This is a genomic window from Nitrobacter sp. CN101, from assembly GCF_055390255.1.
On the sequence record NZ_AP038833.1, the window covers coordinates 86012 to 101053 of the forward strand.

Below are 15042 nucleotides of genomic sequence, written 5' to 3' on the forward strand. Positions count from 1 at the left end.
CGACAGCCGGACGTCGCGGTAGCCGGGACGACAACCATGTTTGATGAGATTGATCATTCATGATTATTGTTTCGCTCAATTCCTGGCGGCGCGAAGATCGCGTTCGCGTAGGATGGCCTCGACCACCCGGCGCAGTCGGCGGACCGAGCCGCCGCGCCAATGAGTGGCAATGGCCATTCGCTCGGTGCCATCGAGCGCGGTGACCCAGCGGTGGTCGAGACCACGTTCACCGGCAAGGTCGGTAATCACGGCCGGCAGCAGCGCGTCGAGATCGTTCGCGGTCGGTTTTGGGAAGGTGATGACTCTGAACCTGTCGCGGATTGGCGATGGCAACGGATCGAGGCTGTTGGCGGTCGCGATATAGTTGACCTGGCTGAGATCGAGCGTGACTTGCAACGCGGGATCCGGATAACGGCAATTGGTCTCCGGTTCGAGAAAGCCCAACAAGCAATCCCACAGCCGGCCGTAGTCGGAACGAGTGCCGGCCTTTTCGAGCTCATCTAGCAGGACCAGCGGATTGGCGTGTTTCGCCCGGCCGATCGCCAGGAACGGATGACACGGTTCTGCCGAGTACCAGCGCCGGTCGGTGCCAGCGAAGACGGCGCCATCGGAGCGTGAGGCATCGGTGCGCCACACGCTCACACCCAGCACTTCGCCAAGCCGGCGCGCAAAACGCGTCTTGCCGCCGCCGGGATCTCCGACCAGCAGCAGCGGCCGCAGCCGCACCGTCGCCCGGCCGACCAAGTCGGCAAGCACGAAGTCGATGACATCAAGAGCATACGGAAATTCGAACATCAGGAGCTCACGTACCTGATGCAGCGGCGGCGACTTCACCAGCGGGAGCGTGACGTTGATCACCGATTTGAGCGGACCGATAATGTCCTTTAGTTTGATATTCTTCATCTCCTCGTCGGTGAGGCGGGCGACGACAAGACGATCTTCCGGAACCGCCACACGAGGGGCCGCGGTCTGGCTCTCGACGTCGTTGGCTTTCTTCCTCTGCTCTGCCTGTTTTTCTTCCTTTTGCTTCGCCTTGTCCTCGACCAGCTTCCAGACCGAAGCCTTGGCGGCCTCGACCCGGTGCTCCGCCATTCGCGCACCGACAATATCCGCGGTGTAGGCCGCAGACCGGTCATAACGGCTCAACAGAAGGCCGCAGGTGGGAAGTGCCACCCAGCCAAAGCAGAACCGCTCGAGGTCCGAGCACAGCTCCTCGTCATCGCTGCTGCGCGCAAAACCGATGAATGCGATCAACAGGCTCTTGGCCACGCGCCTGTGTTCGCCAAAATGACCGATGTCGGTTGGCACCGGCAGCGATAGCAGCCGCACGCAGTCGGCCAGGGACCGCAGATCCGTCCGGTCTTCGCTAACCGCCAGACGGTCGAGCTCGCTGGCAAGCAGCAGACCGAGATCAGTCGCGAGGTCCTGGCCGGATTCGGCCTCGCGGCCGGCAAGCCAGCCGATGGTGAGTGCGAGATCCGGGCAAAGCTCGGTGATCTCCGCCGCGAGCCGCTGGTCGACATGCTTCGCGGCGGTTGACACCAGCATCGCGTAGCGCAGGACGCGCGGCAGGTCCTTGAACCGGTCATCGGTGTCGGAAGAGTCAGCCGCGGCACCAGTTGTGATCGCATCGTGCTCGATCGCCGGCAGATTCGGATCGCTGAGCTTGTTTGCGATGGGGTCGGTGCTCATGCGTCGTCCCCTAGCTCGTGGTCGTCGCGGGTGTCGTGCGGCTCAATCGTCAAGGACGAGATCAGGCTGGCTTCGCCAGGGTTCGCAGGCGGGCCGAGTCGATAGAAGCGCGACAGGGTGCGGATCCAGGTGCCGCCTGGATCGGCAAACCACAGCGGTGAGGTGATGATCATGCGATCCTCGACCTGACCAACGAGCCGCACTCCTTGCAGCCTTTGGACTGGTACCCAGTATTCGAGAAGGGGAGCGGTCTGCAGCAGAGAGGGAGAGACCGATCGCGTCTGTTGAAGGTGCGCGGCGTCATCGGCCAGCGCTCGCAGCCGGTCGATCAAGCCGGCCTTGATGTGAGAGGGATCAAGAAACGGATAGAGTTGCGTCAGCATGAGATCACCGGCGAACTGAAGACAACGACAATGGAATGTGTGCGACGGAGCGGTCAGGGCGCTCAGCGGAGTCACGGATCGACCTCGACGACCAATTGACCGTTGAACTGCGGGTTCTCGTTCCCGTAGCCATGCGGGTTCGCGATAACTCGGGTTCGTCCGATCCGGTAATCGCTGGAGTTATGGACGTGACCGTGCACCCAGAGAGCGGGCTGGTAAGCTTCGATCAGCATGGAGAGGTCAGAGACGAAGGCCCCGGTCAACGGGTCGCTCTGGTAACGGGGCAGTACTGAGTCCCAATGCGGCGCATGATGGGTCACCACCACGGTCGGGAACGACGTGGCCAGTATTTCGGTGAGAAACGCCCTCGACTCGTGGTGCAGCCGCGCCGCCTCCTGCGGCCGGAACCGCAGCCAGGGCTGCTTCTGCCAGCCGATCAGTCGATGGTCATTCATGCCGTGGGCGCAGGCGTTCATCACCTGCGGAACATTCGCTGTGCCAAAGATCGCGTAGTCGGTCCACAGCGTTGCGCCCGCAAAGCGCACGCCGCAAATTACGGTATTGTCATCCTCCAGTAGGTGGATGTTGAAGGAGGCTGCCCGTTCCCGGGCCAGCGCCAGCTCATCCGGTATGAAGCGGCGGTAGTACTCGTGGTTGCCCATCACCATCACGATGGGAATGGCCGGCGGCACGATCTGCCGCAGGTGCTCGAACGCGCGCACCGCACCCTCGCAGGTGTCGCCGGCGACGATGACCGCGTCGATACCGTCGGCAATGGTGATCGGCTTGATCGGCGCCACGTCGATGTGAAGATCGGAGAAGATCTGAAGCTTCATGCGCGGCCTCCCATAAAGAAGGCATCGCCTCGATCGAGCAAATGGCCACCTTCCGGCACATGAGATGTCTGAGCCGTCTCCTTCGACCTCATCTGCATGGCACGGCGCAGGTTGAGCGCGAGCCATGACACCGCCAGGTCTCGGACAAAAGGGTGATCAAGGGGAACGCGATGCAGGATCTGCGACAGCACCAGAGCGGATGCCGCATCACCGCCAAGCGCATGCAGCGCAACAGCACTCATCGCGAGATCGACCTCAAGCGTCACCGTTGTGATCGGCAGGCAATGAAACGCAATTGCGATGCTGGCCGCGGCGTCGCCGCGCATGCCGCTGAGCCACTCTCGCCCCTTGATCAGGCTGACCTTCTTCAGGGTTGCCCGCAACAGCAGATGCTGAGCGTCATTGAGCCGATCCGCCGGGATCGTGCGCCACCATTGTAGTGGCGTGACGTCGTCCGGATCGAACGGCCATGAGAAATCCTGACCCGAGCGAGCGGCGGGCCGGGCTGCATACTCACGCGGCAATGTGATCGGGGACAGTACGGTTGGAGCGACAGTAACCAAGGTGACGTCGGAGGAACGCACGACAAAGCTCTCCTGTTCGCGCAGGCAGACTTGCGCGTTAATCCCCTCAAGGGACGGATTGATTGTGAGAGAGGAGCAACTCCGGTCAGGGAGCTCTCGCCTTGCCACGCGGGGCCGTGCACTGCCTCATCGGGCCACGCCCCGCCACGCCTGCGGCGCGCCGGATTCTATTCCAGTTTGACCGAGAACTTGCCGAATTTGGGCCGCCAGTCGCCGAGCCCCTCGCGCATGCCGGCGATCTCGAAGATCTCGACGACCTCGTTCGGGTTGAGGAGGCTCGGCAGGAACTCGACGTCGGCAACCACATACCATGCCGGAAAGCGTGGCCGCGTGCGCATCACCTTGGCGTCATTCACATTGACCGCGAACCGCAGCCGGAAGGCCTTGTCATCCCACAGTGACGGCAAATCGCGCGGTCCATCGTACTGGAGCAGCGGCGATCCCACGCAGGCAAAACCCGCCTTCGCCTGTTTGCCCTTACGCCGCGTCCTCGCCGCCGCAACGAAGGCTGACTCGATCGCTTCACTCGGAACGCATGGCCTGCTGTCCGTTAGCCAGAGCCCGCCATGCCATTCGACTTTTGCAATCTGCTCATGATCGGCCAGCGTCTTGTCACGCTTCTTCGTCAACCGATCGAGGTCGATCTTGACTGGATCGAGCGGATCGGCGAGGCGCGAACTATGCATCAGCAGAGGCCGTTCGCCGGTGAGGCGCACGCGGAGTCGTTCAACGGACATGACGAATCTCCATCTCTTTGAACGTGGGGTCGAACAGCGGGGCTACATTTTCCAGCGCCAGCCGCACGTCAAAAATCTTCGGAAGCACAACCGCGTAACGAAGCCGACGCTGATGATCGGTCACCACGCCATGACAGCGACGACACAGCGTCGTCAGATCGCCCACCTGCTCGTTGAAGAGATTCGCATAAGTGCGATGGTGGACCTCGAGCGGGCTATCCGAGCCGTCATGATTGCAAAGCCGACAGCGGAAGCCCGACGCCTCCAGCTCCGCCAGCCGCGCCGGATTCTCGCGCCAACGCCGACTCATGATGTAATTGTGGTAGATCATCTGAAACTGCCATATCGGTTTCTTTATGTAACCAATATGGACGTAGGCTGATTGCGAGCAAGAGCTTCGGTGATAAAAAGCGTCTGATCTCTGGATGTTGGTTAATAAATGGTAAAGCAATCAGACGTCTGGCCGTCACCTCGACTTATTCGAGCTGCGCGCGGTTTGGTCGGGATTGATCAAGCGACTTTAGCAAGCGAGGCGGATGTCGCGCGCAAGTCTGTCGTTCTTATCGAAGCTGATGAAAGCGATCGGATGGATCCACGCCGCTTGAAAGTTCTGCAATCGCTGCAGCGCGTGTTCGAGGACGAATACGGCGTCGAGTTTTTTGCAGCGGGTGAAGACTCAGGCGAAGGCGTCAGATTCAGGAAGTCATCAAAAGACTGAGCCAGCTGGCTATCGATCGACAGGTTCGGCTCAGTTTGATGCAGCGGGTCCTGTTCCGGCGGGTCGGACGGCCGCCTGAGGATTTGAGCGAGCCTGAGTGGCAGCGGGGTGGCGCAGGAACTCAAGCGAAAGGGCATAACGCTGACGCTGCTTTAGCAGGAGTACCGGACGGCCCAGGGACTGTCGGATATTTTGTGCTTGAGGCCTGTTTCCGTCATTGGCTGACCAACCGCTCACCGAAGACGACGGCGAACTGCGTCTTGGACCATCGGAAATCATTGGGATCCCGCGGTCGTCCTGCTGGCTGTCAAATCGCATCCAAGTGCGAGCCCTTTTGACGTCTTGTGTCAGCGTCCTTCCGTTTAACCCTTGTGGGCTTAGGAGGTAGGTCTGCCCGGATGAACCAGCAGGAACTCCAGTTCGCGGCCGGGCTGCCGAGGTATCAGAATTCCAGCGCTCGAAGCCGCGATAGCTCTCCATTAGCTGAACATATCAACAGAGCCGCGAGATGCGGTTCCTTACGGCGTGGGCGGCCGGCGCACGGGCTCACAGTGGCAGGGACATCTGCGAGATTTCGATCTCTTCCTTCTGTAAAGCCGAAAGCGACACACCCAACAAACGGACGGCCTTCGGCAGAGGTATCAATTTCTGAAGCAGTCCGGTCGCGACCCGCTCGAGGTCAGGTCGGCTGCTGACGGGATCCGAAAACGACTGGCTGCGCGAGATGATCTCGAAGTCCGCGAACTTGACCTTCAGTGTGACGGTCCGTCCGCGGTTGCCGGTGCTTTCGCAATGCCGCCAGACCGTATCGACCAGCGGATGTAGTTCAGCAGCCATCGGTTCGAACTCGGTCAGGTCGGAAGCGAACGTATTTTCGGCACCAACCGATTTCCGGATGCGGTTGGCGCGCACCGGCCGCTCGTCGATCCCCCGCGATATCGAGTAATAGTATGCGCCAGCCTTTCCGAAGTTGGCTTCGAGAAACGTCAGCTCCTGATTACGAAGATCCTGCCCGGTGAAGATGCCGAGGCCTTGCATCTTGGCGTTGGTTGCCGGCCCGATGCCGTGGAATTTTCCCACGGGCAGCGCTTCGACAAAACCAGGTCCCATCTCCGGCGTGATCACGTATTGGCCGTTTGGCTTTCGATGGTCGGACGCCAGCTTCGCGAGAAACTTGTTGTAGGAGATGCCGGCGGATGCGTTAAGACCGGTCTCAGCCTTAATCCTGGCCCTGATGGCGAACGCGATGTCCCGGGCCAGCGGGATTTTCTGCAGGTTTTCGGTGACGTCGAGGTAGGCCTCGTCCAGGGAAAGCGGTTCGATGATTGGCGTATGCTCGGCGAAGATCGCCCGGATCTGTTGCGAGATCGCTTTATAGACGTCGAAGCGCGGCTTGACGAAGACCAGGTCGGGGCACTGCCGTCGCGCGGTGATAGAAGGCATTGCCGACCGCACGCCGAACTTCCGCGCCTCGTAGCTCGCAGCCGCCACGACTCCTCGTTCCCGGGATCCGCCGACTGCGACCGGCTTGCCGCGCAGGTCCGGATTGTCGCGCTGTTCGACCGACGCGTAGAACGCGTCCATGTCGATGTGGATGATCTTTCGAACGCCCGTTGTGCTGTCGACTCCAGACGCATCAGGCATTTGCGGGTCCAGGATCGTCTTTGCCACCCGTCGCGACGATCCGGAGCGCGCCGTCCGGCAGGGGACGCTGCAGCGCCTTGGCCTCTTCCCACGGCGCGCGCAGCCAGACTCCGTGCTCCTCAAGGGTCGTCAGGATCACCGGCATCGCCTTGGGATGGACCTTGCGCACCTCAGCGTTCGGTTCGCAGGTCAGGACCGCAAAGAAGTCTGCGGTGATCTCGCCCTCCCTGGCCTTCCGGACGCTGGTCCATTTCGTCCAAAGGCCGGCGAAAGATAACAACGGTCGCATCCCGTCTGTCGCGAACCAGACCGGCACCTTCTTGCCGTCGATCGTGTCGTATTCCGAGAACGACGTGAACGGCACCAGGCAGCGGTTGTCTACACCGAGCCACCGCTTCCAATGGGCGCTTGAGATGTTTCTGATGTTCGTGGTCCCGCTGTCTGGCTCCATACGTAGCAGTTCCTTGAAGTCGACAGTCTTGTCCTTGGCCTGCAGTTTCTCTGCGCGCTTTTTGGTGGCATCCATCAGCGCCTTTTGCGACGATGGCATGCCCCAGCGCGCCATCGCAATCTCGCGTCCAGAGGCGCCGTTGCGAACGATCGGCGCGGAATAGTCAGGGTAGATGCCGGGCATCGCCGGCAGATTGCCGGACGTGTCGTTCGAAGCGTTGACCTGAAACAGTCGCCGGATGGCTTCGATATTGGTGGTCATTGAGTAGAGATTGCACACCCGAAAAACTCCTACCGCCACATCCCGCGCATGCGGGCGCCGACGTCGATGCGCGGACCCTGGCCTGTGGCCCGCGCTGCGGCTGCGGCCCCGGCAATCGCAAGCGGCCACGTGGTCTTCTCGAACAATCCGAGCAGCCGGTCCGGTATAAACCGCGTCCTCGAGGCATAAACATGCCGGTCGCCCTGCGCATGCTGCCCGTGCGTGAAGAAGCGTTGCGGCACGACGAGATGCAGGTCGTCCTTCGCGCGCGTCATGGAGACATACAGAAGCCGGCGCTCTTCCTCAATCTCTGCCGAAGTTCCGGCGCCGAGGTCCGACGGCATGCAACCGTCGACGACATTAAGCACGAATACCGATTTCCATTCCTGTCCCTTTGCTGAGTGAATCGTTGACAGGATCAGGTAGTCCTCATCAAGGAGCGGCACGCCGGCCTGGTCGCTGGTGGCATCCGGAGGATCAAGCGTTAGTTCGGTGAGAAATTTTTCACGGGACGAGTAGCCGCTGGCAATTTGCTCGAGCTGGATCAAATCGGCACGCCGGGTCTCCGCATCTTCGTGGATGCGGTCAAGATGCGGTTCGTACCAGAGCCGCGCACGCTCAAGGTCGGAGGGCCATTCCGAATAGCGCAGTTCGCCAACGGCCTGTATAAAAGCCTTCCAGTCGTCGCCGGCGCGGGGCGGAGCGAGCATACTAGAGAGCGCGGCGATCGGATCCGCCGCTTCCGCCATGTGGTCGAGCACGCGTTGCGCCGATGCCGGTCCGACACCGGGTAGCAGATGCAGCAGGCGGAACCCGGCGACGCGATCCCGCGGATTCTCGATGAACCGCAGCAACGCCAGCATGTCCTTGATGTGGGCAGCGTCGAGGAACTTCAGTCCCCCAAACTTGACGAAAGGGATGTTTCGCCGGGTCAGCTCGACTTCGAGCGGACCGCTGTGGCTCGAGGTCCGAAACAGCACCGCTTGCTCCTTAAGCAGAGTGCCGGACTCGCGGTTTTCCAAAATGCGCTCGACGATGAAGCGCGCCTGGTCGGCTTCGTCACGTACCGTGACAAGTTGAGGTCTCGAGCCCGATGCCCGTTCGGTCCAGAGGTTTTTGGTAAAGCGCTCTTTCGCCAGATCGATGACGCCGTTTGCAGCGGCGAGGATGGTCTGCGTCGAACGGTAATTGCGATCGAGTGTGATGACGCTGGCAGGCGGCGAGAATTGCGTCGGAAAATCCAGGATGTTGCGCACCGTGGCCGCGCGGAACGAGTAGATCGATTGCGCGTCGTCACCGACTACCGTGAGGCCATGGCCGCCAGGCTTCAGCGCCAGCAGGATCGACGACTGCAGTCGGTTGGTGTCCTGGTACTCATCAACGAGAACATGGTCGAAGCGGCCGCCGATATCGTCGGCCAGCGCTGGATCGCTCATGGTCTGGACCCAGTATAGCAGGAGGTCGTCGTAATCGAGCACGTTCTGCTTTTGCTTGGCCTCGACGTAGGCCGCGAACAATTCCTTCAGCTCGGCCGCCCATCCGGAGCACCACGGATAGGATGCACCAAGCACCTGCTCGATCGCAGTCTCGGCATTGACGCAACGCGAATAGATCGAGAGACACGTGCCCTTGGTCGGAAACCGGCTCTCCGTTTTCGAGAATCCTTTCTCATGCCTGATGAGATTCATCAGGTCGGCGGAATCCTCGCGGTCGTGAATCGTGAACTGGGGATCGAGTCCGATCTGGTCTGAATAATCACGCAGCAGCCGTGCCCCGATACCGTGGAAGGTACCAGACCAGGTCAACGCGTCGGTCAAAACGCCGGCATTGTCGCCCATCACTTTGCGGGCGATCCGTTCGACTCGCCGGGTCATTTCGGAGGCGGCGCGGCGCGAGAAGGTCATCAGCAAGATGCGCCGCGGGTCGGCGCCGTTGACGATCAGGTGCGCGACCCGATGCGCCAGCGTGTTGGTCTTGCCGGATCCAGCACCGGCTATCACCAGCAAGGGCGCGAAGGGACCCGGTCCCGCGGTGCCATGCTCCACGGCCCTGCGCTGTTCCGGATTGAGGCTGTCGAGATAGGCGGCCGCCGGCTGCACGAGTTCGATCGTCCTTTTTTAATGAAAAAACAGACTCCGCGATTCTTTTCGTCGTCACAACGACTTCCGCTTTTTTTGCGCGAACTCGTCGCTTCGGAACCCGAACGGCCGGTTGACTCTTATCGAGCAATACGAACAAATCAAGAACAATACCGTCCCGGGATCGTTTGAAGAGGGCATGAGTGCTTTGGTCCAGCCACCCGCCGTTCTGCGGCTTCGCGAGCAGATTCAACGTCTTGAGGGTGTGCCGTTGCGCGTCAGGACATTGCTTCCGTTCGGCGTGGAGGCAATCGACAGCCGGCTACCGGGTGGCGGCCTTGCGCTCGGGGCGCTGCACGAAGTGGCGGGAGGTGGCAATGCTGCCATCGACGGCGCCGCAGCCGCCTTGTTCGCCGCCGGAATCGCCGCGCGCACCAAGGGCAAGATCCTGTGGTGCATCACCCAGCAGGATCTGTTCGCGCCGGCCCTGGCTCAGGTGGGTCTTCATGCGGACCGTGTCATCTACGTCGACGCCTGTGACGAGAAAACCGTGCTCGCATGTTTTGAGGAAGGCGTCCGTCATGGCGGGCTGGGTGCCGTGGTCGCGGAGGTCGCGCGGCTTTCGATGACGTCGTCGCGGCGGTTGTCGCTCGCAGCCGAAGCATCGGGTTCGATCGCGATCGCGGTGAGACGGTGGCGACGGCAGACCGAAGCGGCGGATTTCGGACAGCCGACGGCGTCGGCGACGAGATGGCGGGTGTCGACGCTGCCATCGAGTCCATTGCCGGTGCCGGGCGTTGGCCGCGCCCGATGGCTGCTTGAGTTGATCCGATGCCGCGCCGGCGAAAGCGCGGACTTTGTAATGGATGCGTGTGATGTCCAGGGTCGTCTCGCTTTACCTGCCGACGTGGCCGACCGATCGGCTACGACGCAACATGGGCGCCGCAGCGCCTGATCCAGCGATGCCGCTTGTGCTGGTAGGCCAGGCCGGACGACGGCGCGAGGTTGTTGCGGCGAATGCCGCCGCGATACGGATCGGCCTGCGCGTCGGAATGCCCGCGACAAAGGCGCAGGCTCTGGTGAAGGAGCTTGTCATCCATCACGCGGATCCCGCTGCAGATGGCGAGGCGCTCGAGCGTCTCGCTGTCTGGGCGCTGCGCTACTCACCGGTCGTCGCCATCGACGGTCCGGACGGCCTCGTCATCGATGCGACAGGCGCCAGCCACCTCCACGGTGGCGAGGACGCCATACTGGCCGACATGATCTCGCGCCTGGAAGCTGTAGGCATAACAGCGCGCGCGGCGATGGCGGACACACGAGGTGCTGCACACGCACTGGCTCGGTTTGCGGCCCAGTCGAGTTTGGTTATTCCCGAACGTGAAAGCGCCGAGAGAATCAAGCCGCTGCCGATCGCGGCGCTACGGCTGACTGCCGACATGGTCGACGATCTTGGCCGGCTTGGTTTCGAACGGGTATCCGATCTGCTGGCGACGCCGCGTGCACCACTCACGTTAAGGTTCGGTCCCGAGCTCGGCCGCAGGATGGACCAAGCCACGGGCCGGACCGGCGATCCCATCGAACCCGTGCGGCCTCCGGACATCATCGAGACGCAGCAGCTTTTCGCCGAACCGATCGGCGCACCAGAGACCATCGCGCGCTATGTCGCCAAACTGACCATAAAGCTCTGCCAGGAAATGGAGTTGCGGGGTCTCGGAGCCCGGCGCCTCGACCTTCTATTCGGGCTGGTCGACAACCGGGTGCAGGCGATCAGGGTCGGGACTGCCCAGCCGGTGCGTGATGCGAAGCGGCTGACGCGATTGCTCTGTGACAAGATCGAGAAGGTCGACCCCGGCTTCGGCATCGAGATCATGCGGCTCGCGGCAACCGCAGCCGATCCGTTCAATACCAAGCAGACGATCTCGTCGCTGGTCGACGAGCCGGAAGCGGATATATCCGGGCTGATCGACATCCTCTCAAACCGGGTCGGTGAGACCCGGCTTTATCGGTTCGAACCTGTGGCGAGTGATGTTCCGGAACGATCATTCCGGCGAGTCGCCGCAGCCGCCCCAGCTTCCAAAGAGGGTTGGCCCGCGCATTGGCCCCGTCCTGCCCGGTTATTAGCCCCGCCCGAGCTCATCGAGACTGTCGCGCTGCTTCCTGACCATCCGCCGGTCAATTTCACCTGGCGGGGCTCGCGGCGGCGCGTCAGGAGAGCCGACGGTCCCGAGCGAGTATTCGGCGAGTGGTGGAAGCGCGACGCCGAGCTGATCGCGGTCCGGGACTACTTCCAGGTCGAGGACGATGCCGGTGAACGTTTCTGGATTTTTCGCGCTGGCGACGGCGAGGACGCGGCGACCAGGTCCCACAAGTGGTTTCTGCACGGGATTTTCGGATGACGTCCCGTTATGCCGAGCTCCAGGTCACGTCGCACTTCTCGTTCCTGCGGGGAGCGTCGTCCTGTGAGGAACTGTTTGCGCATGCCGCGTCGCTCGGTATCGAAGCGCTGGCGATAGTGGACCACAACAGCCTCGCCGGCATCGTGCGCGCCCATGAGGCCGCCAAGGTGACCGGCGTGCGCCTGATCGTCGGCTGCCGCCTCGATCTCGCCGACGGCATGTCCGTCCTGGTCTACCCGACTGACCGGCCGGCGTACTCACGGCTTTGCCGGTTGCTTTCAATCGGCAAGACGCGCGGCGGTAAAGCGAAATGCATCTTGAACTGGGAAGATGTCGTCGACTGGTCCGAAGGTTTGATCGCCGCGCTTGTTCCGAACGTAGCCGACGATGCCTGCGCGCTGCGGATCCGCCGCCTGCGCGACACGTTCGGCGATCGCGCCCACATGGCGCTGACGCTGCGCCGCCGCCCGAACGATCAGATGCGGATCCACGAACTGAACAACATGGCACAGCGTTTTCAGGTAGCGACGGTCGTCACCAACGACGTGCTTTTCCATGAGCCGGCGCGACGGATCCTGCAGGACGTCGTCACTTGCATCCGGCACAACGTCACGATCGACGAAGCCGGCTTTCGCCGTGAGCGCCACGCAGATCGCTATCTCAAGCCGCCGGACGAGATGACGCGACTGTTTGCGCGTTACCCGGAAGCCCTCGGCCGCACGGTCGCGATCGCCGGCCGGTGCACCTTCAGCATGGACGAACTCGCCTATCAGTATCCGGAAGAACGGACCATGCCGGGCCTGACACCGCAGCAGGCGCTGGAGAAGCTGACATGGGAGGGCGCGGCGGAGCGCTACCCGGAGGGCCTGCCCGACGAGGTCAGGCCCAAGCTCGAGCACGAACTGAGATTGATCGAGCGGCTGCAATATGCCCCTTACTTCCTGACGGTGAATTCCATCGTCCGTTTCGCCCGCAGCAGGGACATCCTGTGTCAGGGCAGGGGGTCTGCCGCGAACTCTGCCGTCTGCTACGTGCTCGGCATCACTTCGATCGATCCGGAACGCAACGACCTCCTGTTCGAGCGCTTCGTTTCCGAGGAGCGCCGCGAGCCGCCCGACATCGATGTCGACTTCGAGCACGAACGCCGCGAGATCGTGATGCAGTGGGTGTTCGAGACCTACGGCCGCAACCATGCGGCGCTCTGCTCGACCGTCATCCGGTATCGCGCAAAAGCTGCGCTGCGCGACGTCGGCAAGGCGCTCGGACTGACCGAGGATCTGATCAAGCTGCTATCGTCGCAGATCTGGGGTTGGTCGGAGGAAGGGGTAGAGCCGAAGCACGCTGAAGAACTCAATCTTAATCTCGACGACCGACGTCTCAAGCTGGCAATCGTTCTCGCCCGTGACCTGATCGGGACGCCACGGCATCTCTCGCAGCATCCGGGCGGCTTCGTTTTGACCCATGACCGCCTGGACGAACTGGTGCCTATCGAACCGGCCGCGATGCCCAACCGCCAAGTGATCGAATGGGACAAGGATGACATCGATGCGCTGAAGTTCATGAAGGTCGACTGCCTGGCACTTGGCATGCTCACCTGTATGAAGCGCGCCTTCACCTTCCTGGCCGAAGCCAAGGGTATCGAACTCGATCTTGCGACCATCCCTTCCGAGGATCCTCGGACTTACGCCATGATCCGGAAGGCCGACACGCTTGGCACCTTCCAGATCGAGAGCCGCGCCCAGATGGCGATGCTGCCACGGATGAAGCCCCGGACGTTCTACGATCTCGTCATCGAGGTCGCGATCGTGCGGCCCGGGCCGATCCAGGGCGACATGGTCCATCCCTATCTGCGCCGACGCGAGGGCAAGGAACCGGTCGTATTTCCGAAGCCCGAGCTTGAGAAAGTGCTCGGCAAGACGCTGGGTGTGCCTCTCTTCCAGGAGCAGGCGATGCGGGTCGCCATCGAATGCGCCGGCTTCACGCCGGGCGAAGCCGACCAGCTTCGCCGCGCCATGGCGACCTTTAAGTTCACCGGTGGCGTGTCCAAATTCAAGGACAAGCTCATCAACGGAATGGTGGATCGCGGCTACGACAGGGAATTTGCCGAAAAGACTTTCAGCCAGCTCGAAGGTTTCGGGAGCTACGGATTTCCCGAGAGCCATGCTGCGTCTTTCGCGCTGATCGCCTACGCATCGTCATGGATGAAGTGTTGGCATCCGGACGTGTTCTGCGCCGCGCTCTTGAACGCCCAGCCGATGGGATTCTACGCGCCTGCGCAAATTGTTCGTGATGCGCGCGAGCATGGCGTCGAAGTCCGGCCGGTCTGCATCAACGCCTCGCGGTGGGATTGCACGTTGGAGCCGATCGACGACGACGGATTTGCGGTCCGACTGGGGTTTCGGCAGGTGCGCGGACTATCCAACAAGAACGGTGCCGAGATCGTCGCCGCCCGTGCGAACCGGCCATTCGAATCCGTCGACGATCTTTGGCGCCGTGCGGATATCCCGGTTGCATCGCTGGTGCAGTTGGCGAAAGCCGATGCGATGAATGAATCGCTGGGGTTGGCACGGCGGGAGGCGCTGTGGGCGCTCAAAGCGCTGCGGGACGAACCGCTAGAATTGTTCGCCGCCGCCACGCAGCGGGAGGCCCGGACCATCGAGGAAGTTCGCGAGCCGGCCGTATCGTTGCGGCTGATGACGTCCGGAGGCGAGGTCGTCGAGGATTACCGGCACGTGGGCCTCACGCTGCGGCAACACCCGGCGAGCTTCCTGCGGGCGGACCTCTCAAGCCGTCGCATCGTTACCTGCGCCGCCGCGATGAACGCCCGCGACGGCAAGTGGCTGACGACCGCCGGCCTGGTGCTGGTGCGTCAGAAGCCAGGGTCCGCCAAGGGCGTCATGTTCATCACGATTGAGGACGAGACCGGCGTTGCCAATTTGGTGATCTGGCCGTCGCTCTATGAACGCCAGCGCCGCATCATCCTTGCCGCGGGGATGATTGCCGTTCAGGGACGCATTCAGCGCGAGGGCGAGGTCGTGCACCTCGTCGCCAACAATCTCATGGATTTGTCCGCGGACCTCGCCGGCGTTGGAGACCGCGATGACGCATTCCCGCTATCGCACGGGCGCGGCGACGAATTCCATCACGGCAGTTCCGGTATTGACCCGCGCAGCGTGCCGAAGGGGCCGAGCCCCCGGGACATCTACGTGCCGGATCTGCGCATCGACAGCATCAAGGTGAAGTCGCGGGATTTCCGGTAGCG

The 15042-nt window shown here is 62.1% G+C and carries 13 protein-coding genes; 4 read left to right on the forward strand and 9 right to left on the reverse strand.

Annotation, left to right across the window (positions count from 1 at the left end; genetic code table 11):
- Positions 1-75: 75 nt before the first annotated feature.
- The 6 genes from ACZ5IL_RS00390 to ACZ5IL_RS00415 form a co-directional block, all read right to left on the reverse strand.
- Entirely contained in the window at positions 76-1692 is a 1617-nt protein-coding gene (locus ACZ5IL_RS00390) for an AAA family ATPase (RefSeq protein WP_464594501.1), read from the reverse strand.
- Complete coding sequence (locus ACZ5IL_RS00395) at positions 1689-2075, reverse strand: DUF6634 family protein (RefSeq protein ID WP_464594502.1); 387 nt, start codon at positions 2073-2075, stop codon at positions 1689-1691. Before ACZ5IL_RS00395 ends, ACZ5IL_RS00390 begins: the two co-directional genes overlap by 4 nt.
- Positions 2076-2146: 71 nt before the next feature.
- A complete protein-coding gene (locus tag ACZ5IL_RS00400; RefSeq protein ID WP_464594503.1) occupies positions 2147-2911 on the reverse strand; it encodes a metallophosphoesterase in 765 nt (254 codons plus the stop codon).
- The gene (locus tag ACZ5IL_RS00405; RefSeq protein WP_464594504.1) at positions 2908-3495 is read right to left on the reverse strand and encodes a hypothetical protein; all 588 of its coding nucleotides are present in this window, start codon (positions 3493-3495) and stop codon (positions 2908-2910) included. The genes ACZ5IL_RS00400 and ACZ5IL_RS00405 overlap by 4 nt, the downstream gene beginning before the upstream one ends.
- 167 nt (positions 3496-3662) lie before the next feature.
- Positions 3663-4232 carry a hypothetical protein gene (locus ACZ5IL_RS00410; RefSeq protein WP_464594505.1) on the reverse strand — a complete coding sequence of 190 codons (570 nt, stop codon included), beginning with the start codon at positions 4230-4232 and terminating at the stop codon, positions 3663-3665.
- Positions 4222-4563 carry a hypothetical protein gene (locus ACZ5IL_RS00415; protein ID WP_464594506.1) on the reverse strand — a complete coding sequence of 114 codons (342 nt, stop codon included), beginning with the start codon at positions 4561-4563 and terminating at the stop codon, positions 4222-4224. Before ACZ5IL_RS00415 ends, ACZ5IL_RS00410 begins: the two co-directional genes overlap by 11 nt.
- A gap of 165 nt (positions 4564-4728) precedes the next feature.
- On the opposite strand from ACZ5IL_RS00415, the gene ACZ5IL_RS00420 reads away from it, so the two are divergent.
- Positions 4729-4950 (forward strand): helix-turn-helix transcriptional regulator, encoded by a 222-nt coding sequence (locus ACZ5IL_RS00420; protein ID WP_464594507.1) that lies wholly within the window; start codon positions 4729-4731, stop codon positions 4948-4950.
- Between the two features lie 546 nt (positions 4951-5496).
- Here ACZ5IL_RS00420 and dinB read toward each other — a convergent pair.
- From dinB to ACZ5IL_RS00435, 3 genes are read right to left on the reverse strand one after another with little or no spacing between them, the layout of a single operon-like run.
- The gene (gene dinB, locus ACZ5IL_RS00425) at positions 5497-6594 is read right to left on the reverse strand and encodes a DNA polymerase IV (RefSeq protein WP_464594508.1); all 1098 of its coding nucleotides are present in this window, start codon (positions 6592-6594) and stop codon (positions 5497-5499) included.
- Complete coding sequence (locus ACZ5IL_RS00430) at positions 6587-7324, reverse strand: SOS response-associated peptidase (protein ID WP_464594509.1); 738 nt, start codon at positions 7322-7324, stop codon at positions 6587-6589. Before ACZ5IL_RS00430 ends, dinB begins: the two co-directional genes overlap by 8 nt.
- Positions 7325-7335: 11 nt before the next feature.
- Positions 7336-9405: an ATP-dependent helicase gene (locus tag ACZ5IL_RS00435; RefSeq protein WP_464594510.1), complete on the reverse strand. Its 2070-nt coding sequence runs from the start codon at positions 9403-9405 to the stop codon at positions 7336-7338.
- A 178-nt stretch (positions 9406-9583) separates the two neighbouring features.
- Between ACZ5IL_RS00435 and ACZ5IL_RS00440 the strand changes: the two genes are divergently transcribed.
- The 3 genes from ACZ5IL_RS00440 to ACZ5IL_RS00450 are packed head-to-tail and all read left to right on the forward strand — an operon-like array spanning position 9584 to position 15040.
- Positions 9584-10339, forward strand: coding sequence for an ImuA family protein (locus ACZ5IL_RS00440; protein ID WP_464594511.1), 756 nt, complete (start codon positions 9584-9586; stop codon positions 10337-10339).
- Positions 10260-11780 carry a Y-family DNA polymerase gene (locus ACZ5IL_RS00445; protein ID WP_464594512.1) on the forward strand — a complete coding sequence of 507 codons (1521 nt, stop codon included), beginning with the start codon at positions 10260-10262 and terminating at the stop codon, positions 11778-11780. Before ACZ5IL_RS00440 ends, ACZ5IL_RS00445 begins: the two co-directional genes overlap by 80 nt.
- Positions 11777-15040, forward strand: coding sequence for an error-prone DNA polymerase (locus tag ACZ5IL_RS00450; RefSeq protein WP_464594513.1), 3264 nt, complete (start codon positions 11777-11779; stop codon positions 15038-15040). Before ACZ5IL_RS00445 ends, ACZ5IL_RS00450 begins: the two co-directional genes overlap by 4 nt.
- Positions 15041-15042 lie beyond the last annotated feature (2 nt).

Bases quoted from the DNA above. Each gene is read 5' to 3' on its own strand.
- ACZ5IL_RS00390 (WP_464594501.1), bottom strand. From the start codon at position 1,692: ATGAGCACCGACCCCATCGCAAACAAGCTCAGCGATCCGAATCTGCCG.
- ACZ5IL_RS00395 (WP_464594502.1), bottom strand. From the start codon at position 2,075: ATGCTGACGCAACTCTATCCGTTTCTTGATCCCTCTCACATCAAGGCC.
- ACZ5IL_RS00400 (WP_464594503.1), bottom strand. From the start codon at position 2,911: ATGAAGCTTCAGATCTTCTCCGATCTTCACATCGACGTGGCGCCGATC.
- ACZ5IL_RS00410 (WP_464594505.1), bottom strand. From the start codon at position 4,232: ATGTCCGTTGAACGACTCCGCGTGCGCCTCACCGGCGAACGGCCTCTG.
- ACZ5IL_RS00415 (WP_464594506.1), bottom strand. From the start codon at position 4,563: ATGATCTACCACAATTACATCATGAGTCGGCGTTGGCGCGAGAATCCG.
- dinB (WP_464594508.1), bottom strand. From the start codon at position 6,594: ATGCCTGATGCGTCTGGAGTCGACAGCACAACGGGCGTTCGAAAGATC.
- ACZ5IL_RS00440 (WP_464594511.1), top strand. From the start codon at position 9,584: ATGAGTGCTTTGGTCCAGCCACCCGCCGTTCTGCGGCTTCGCGAGCAG.
- ACZ5IL_RS00445 (WP_464594512.1), top strand. From the start codon at position 10,260: ATGTCCAGGGTCGTCTCGCTTTACCTGCCGACGTGGCCGACCGATCGG.
- ACZ5IL_RS00450 (WP_464594513.1), top strand. From the start codon at position 11,777: ATGACGTCCCGTTATGCCGAGCTCCAGGTCACGTCGCACTTCTCGTTC.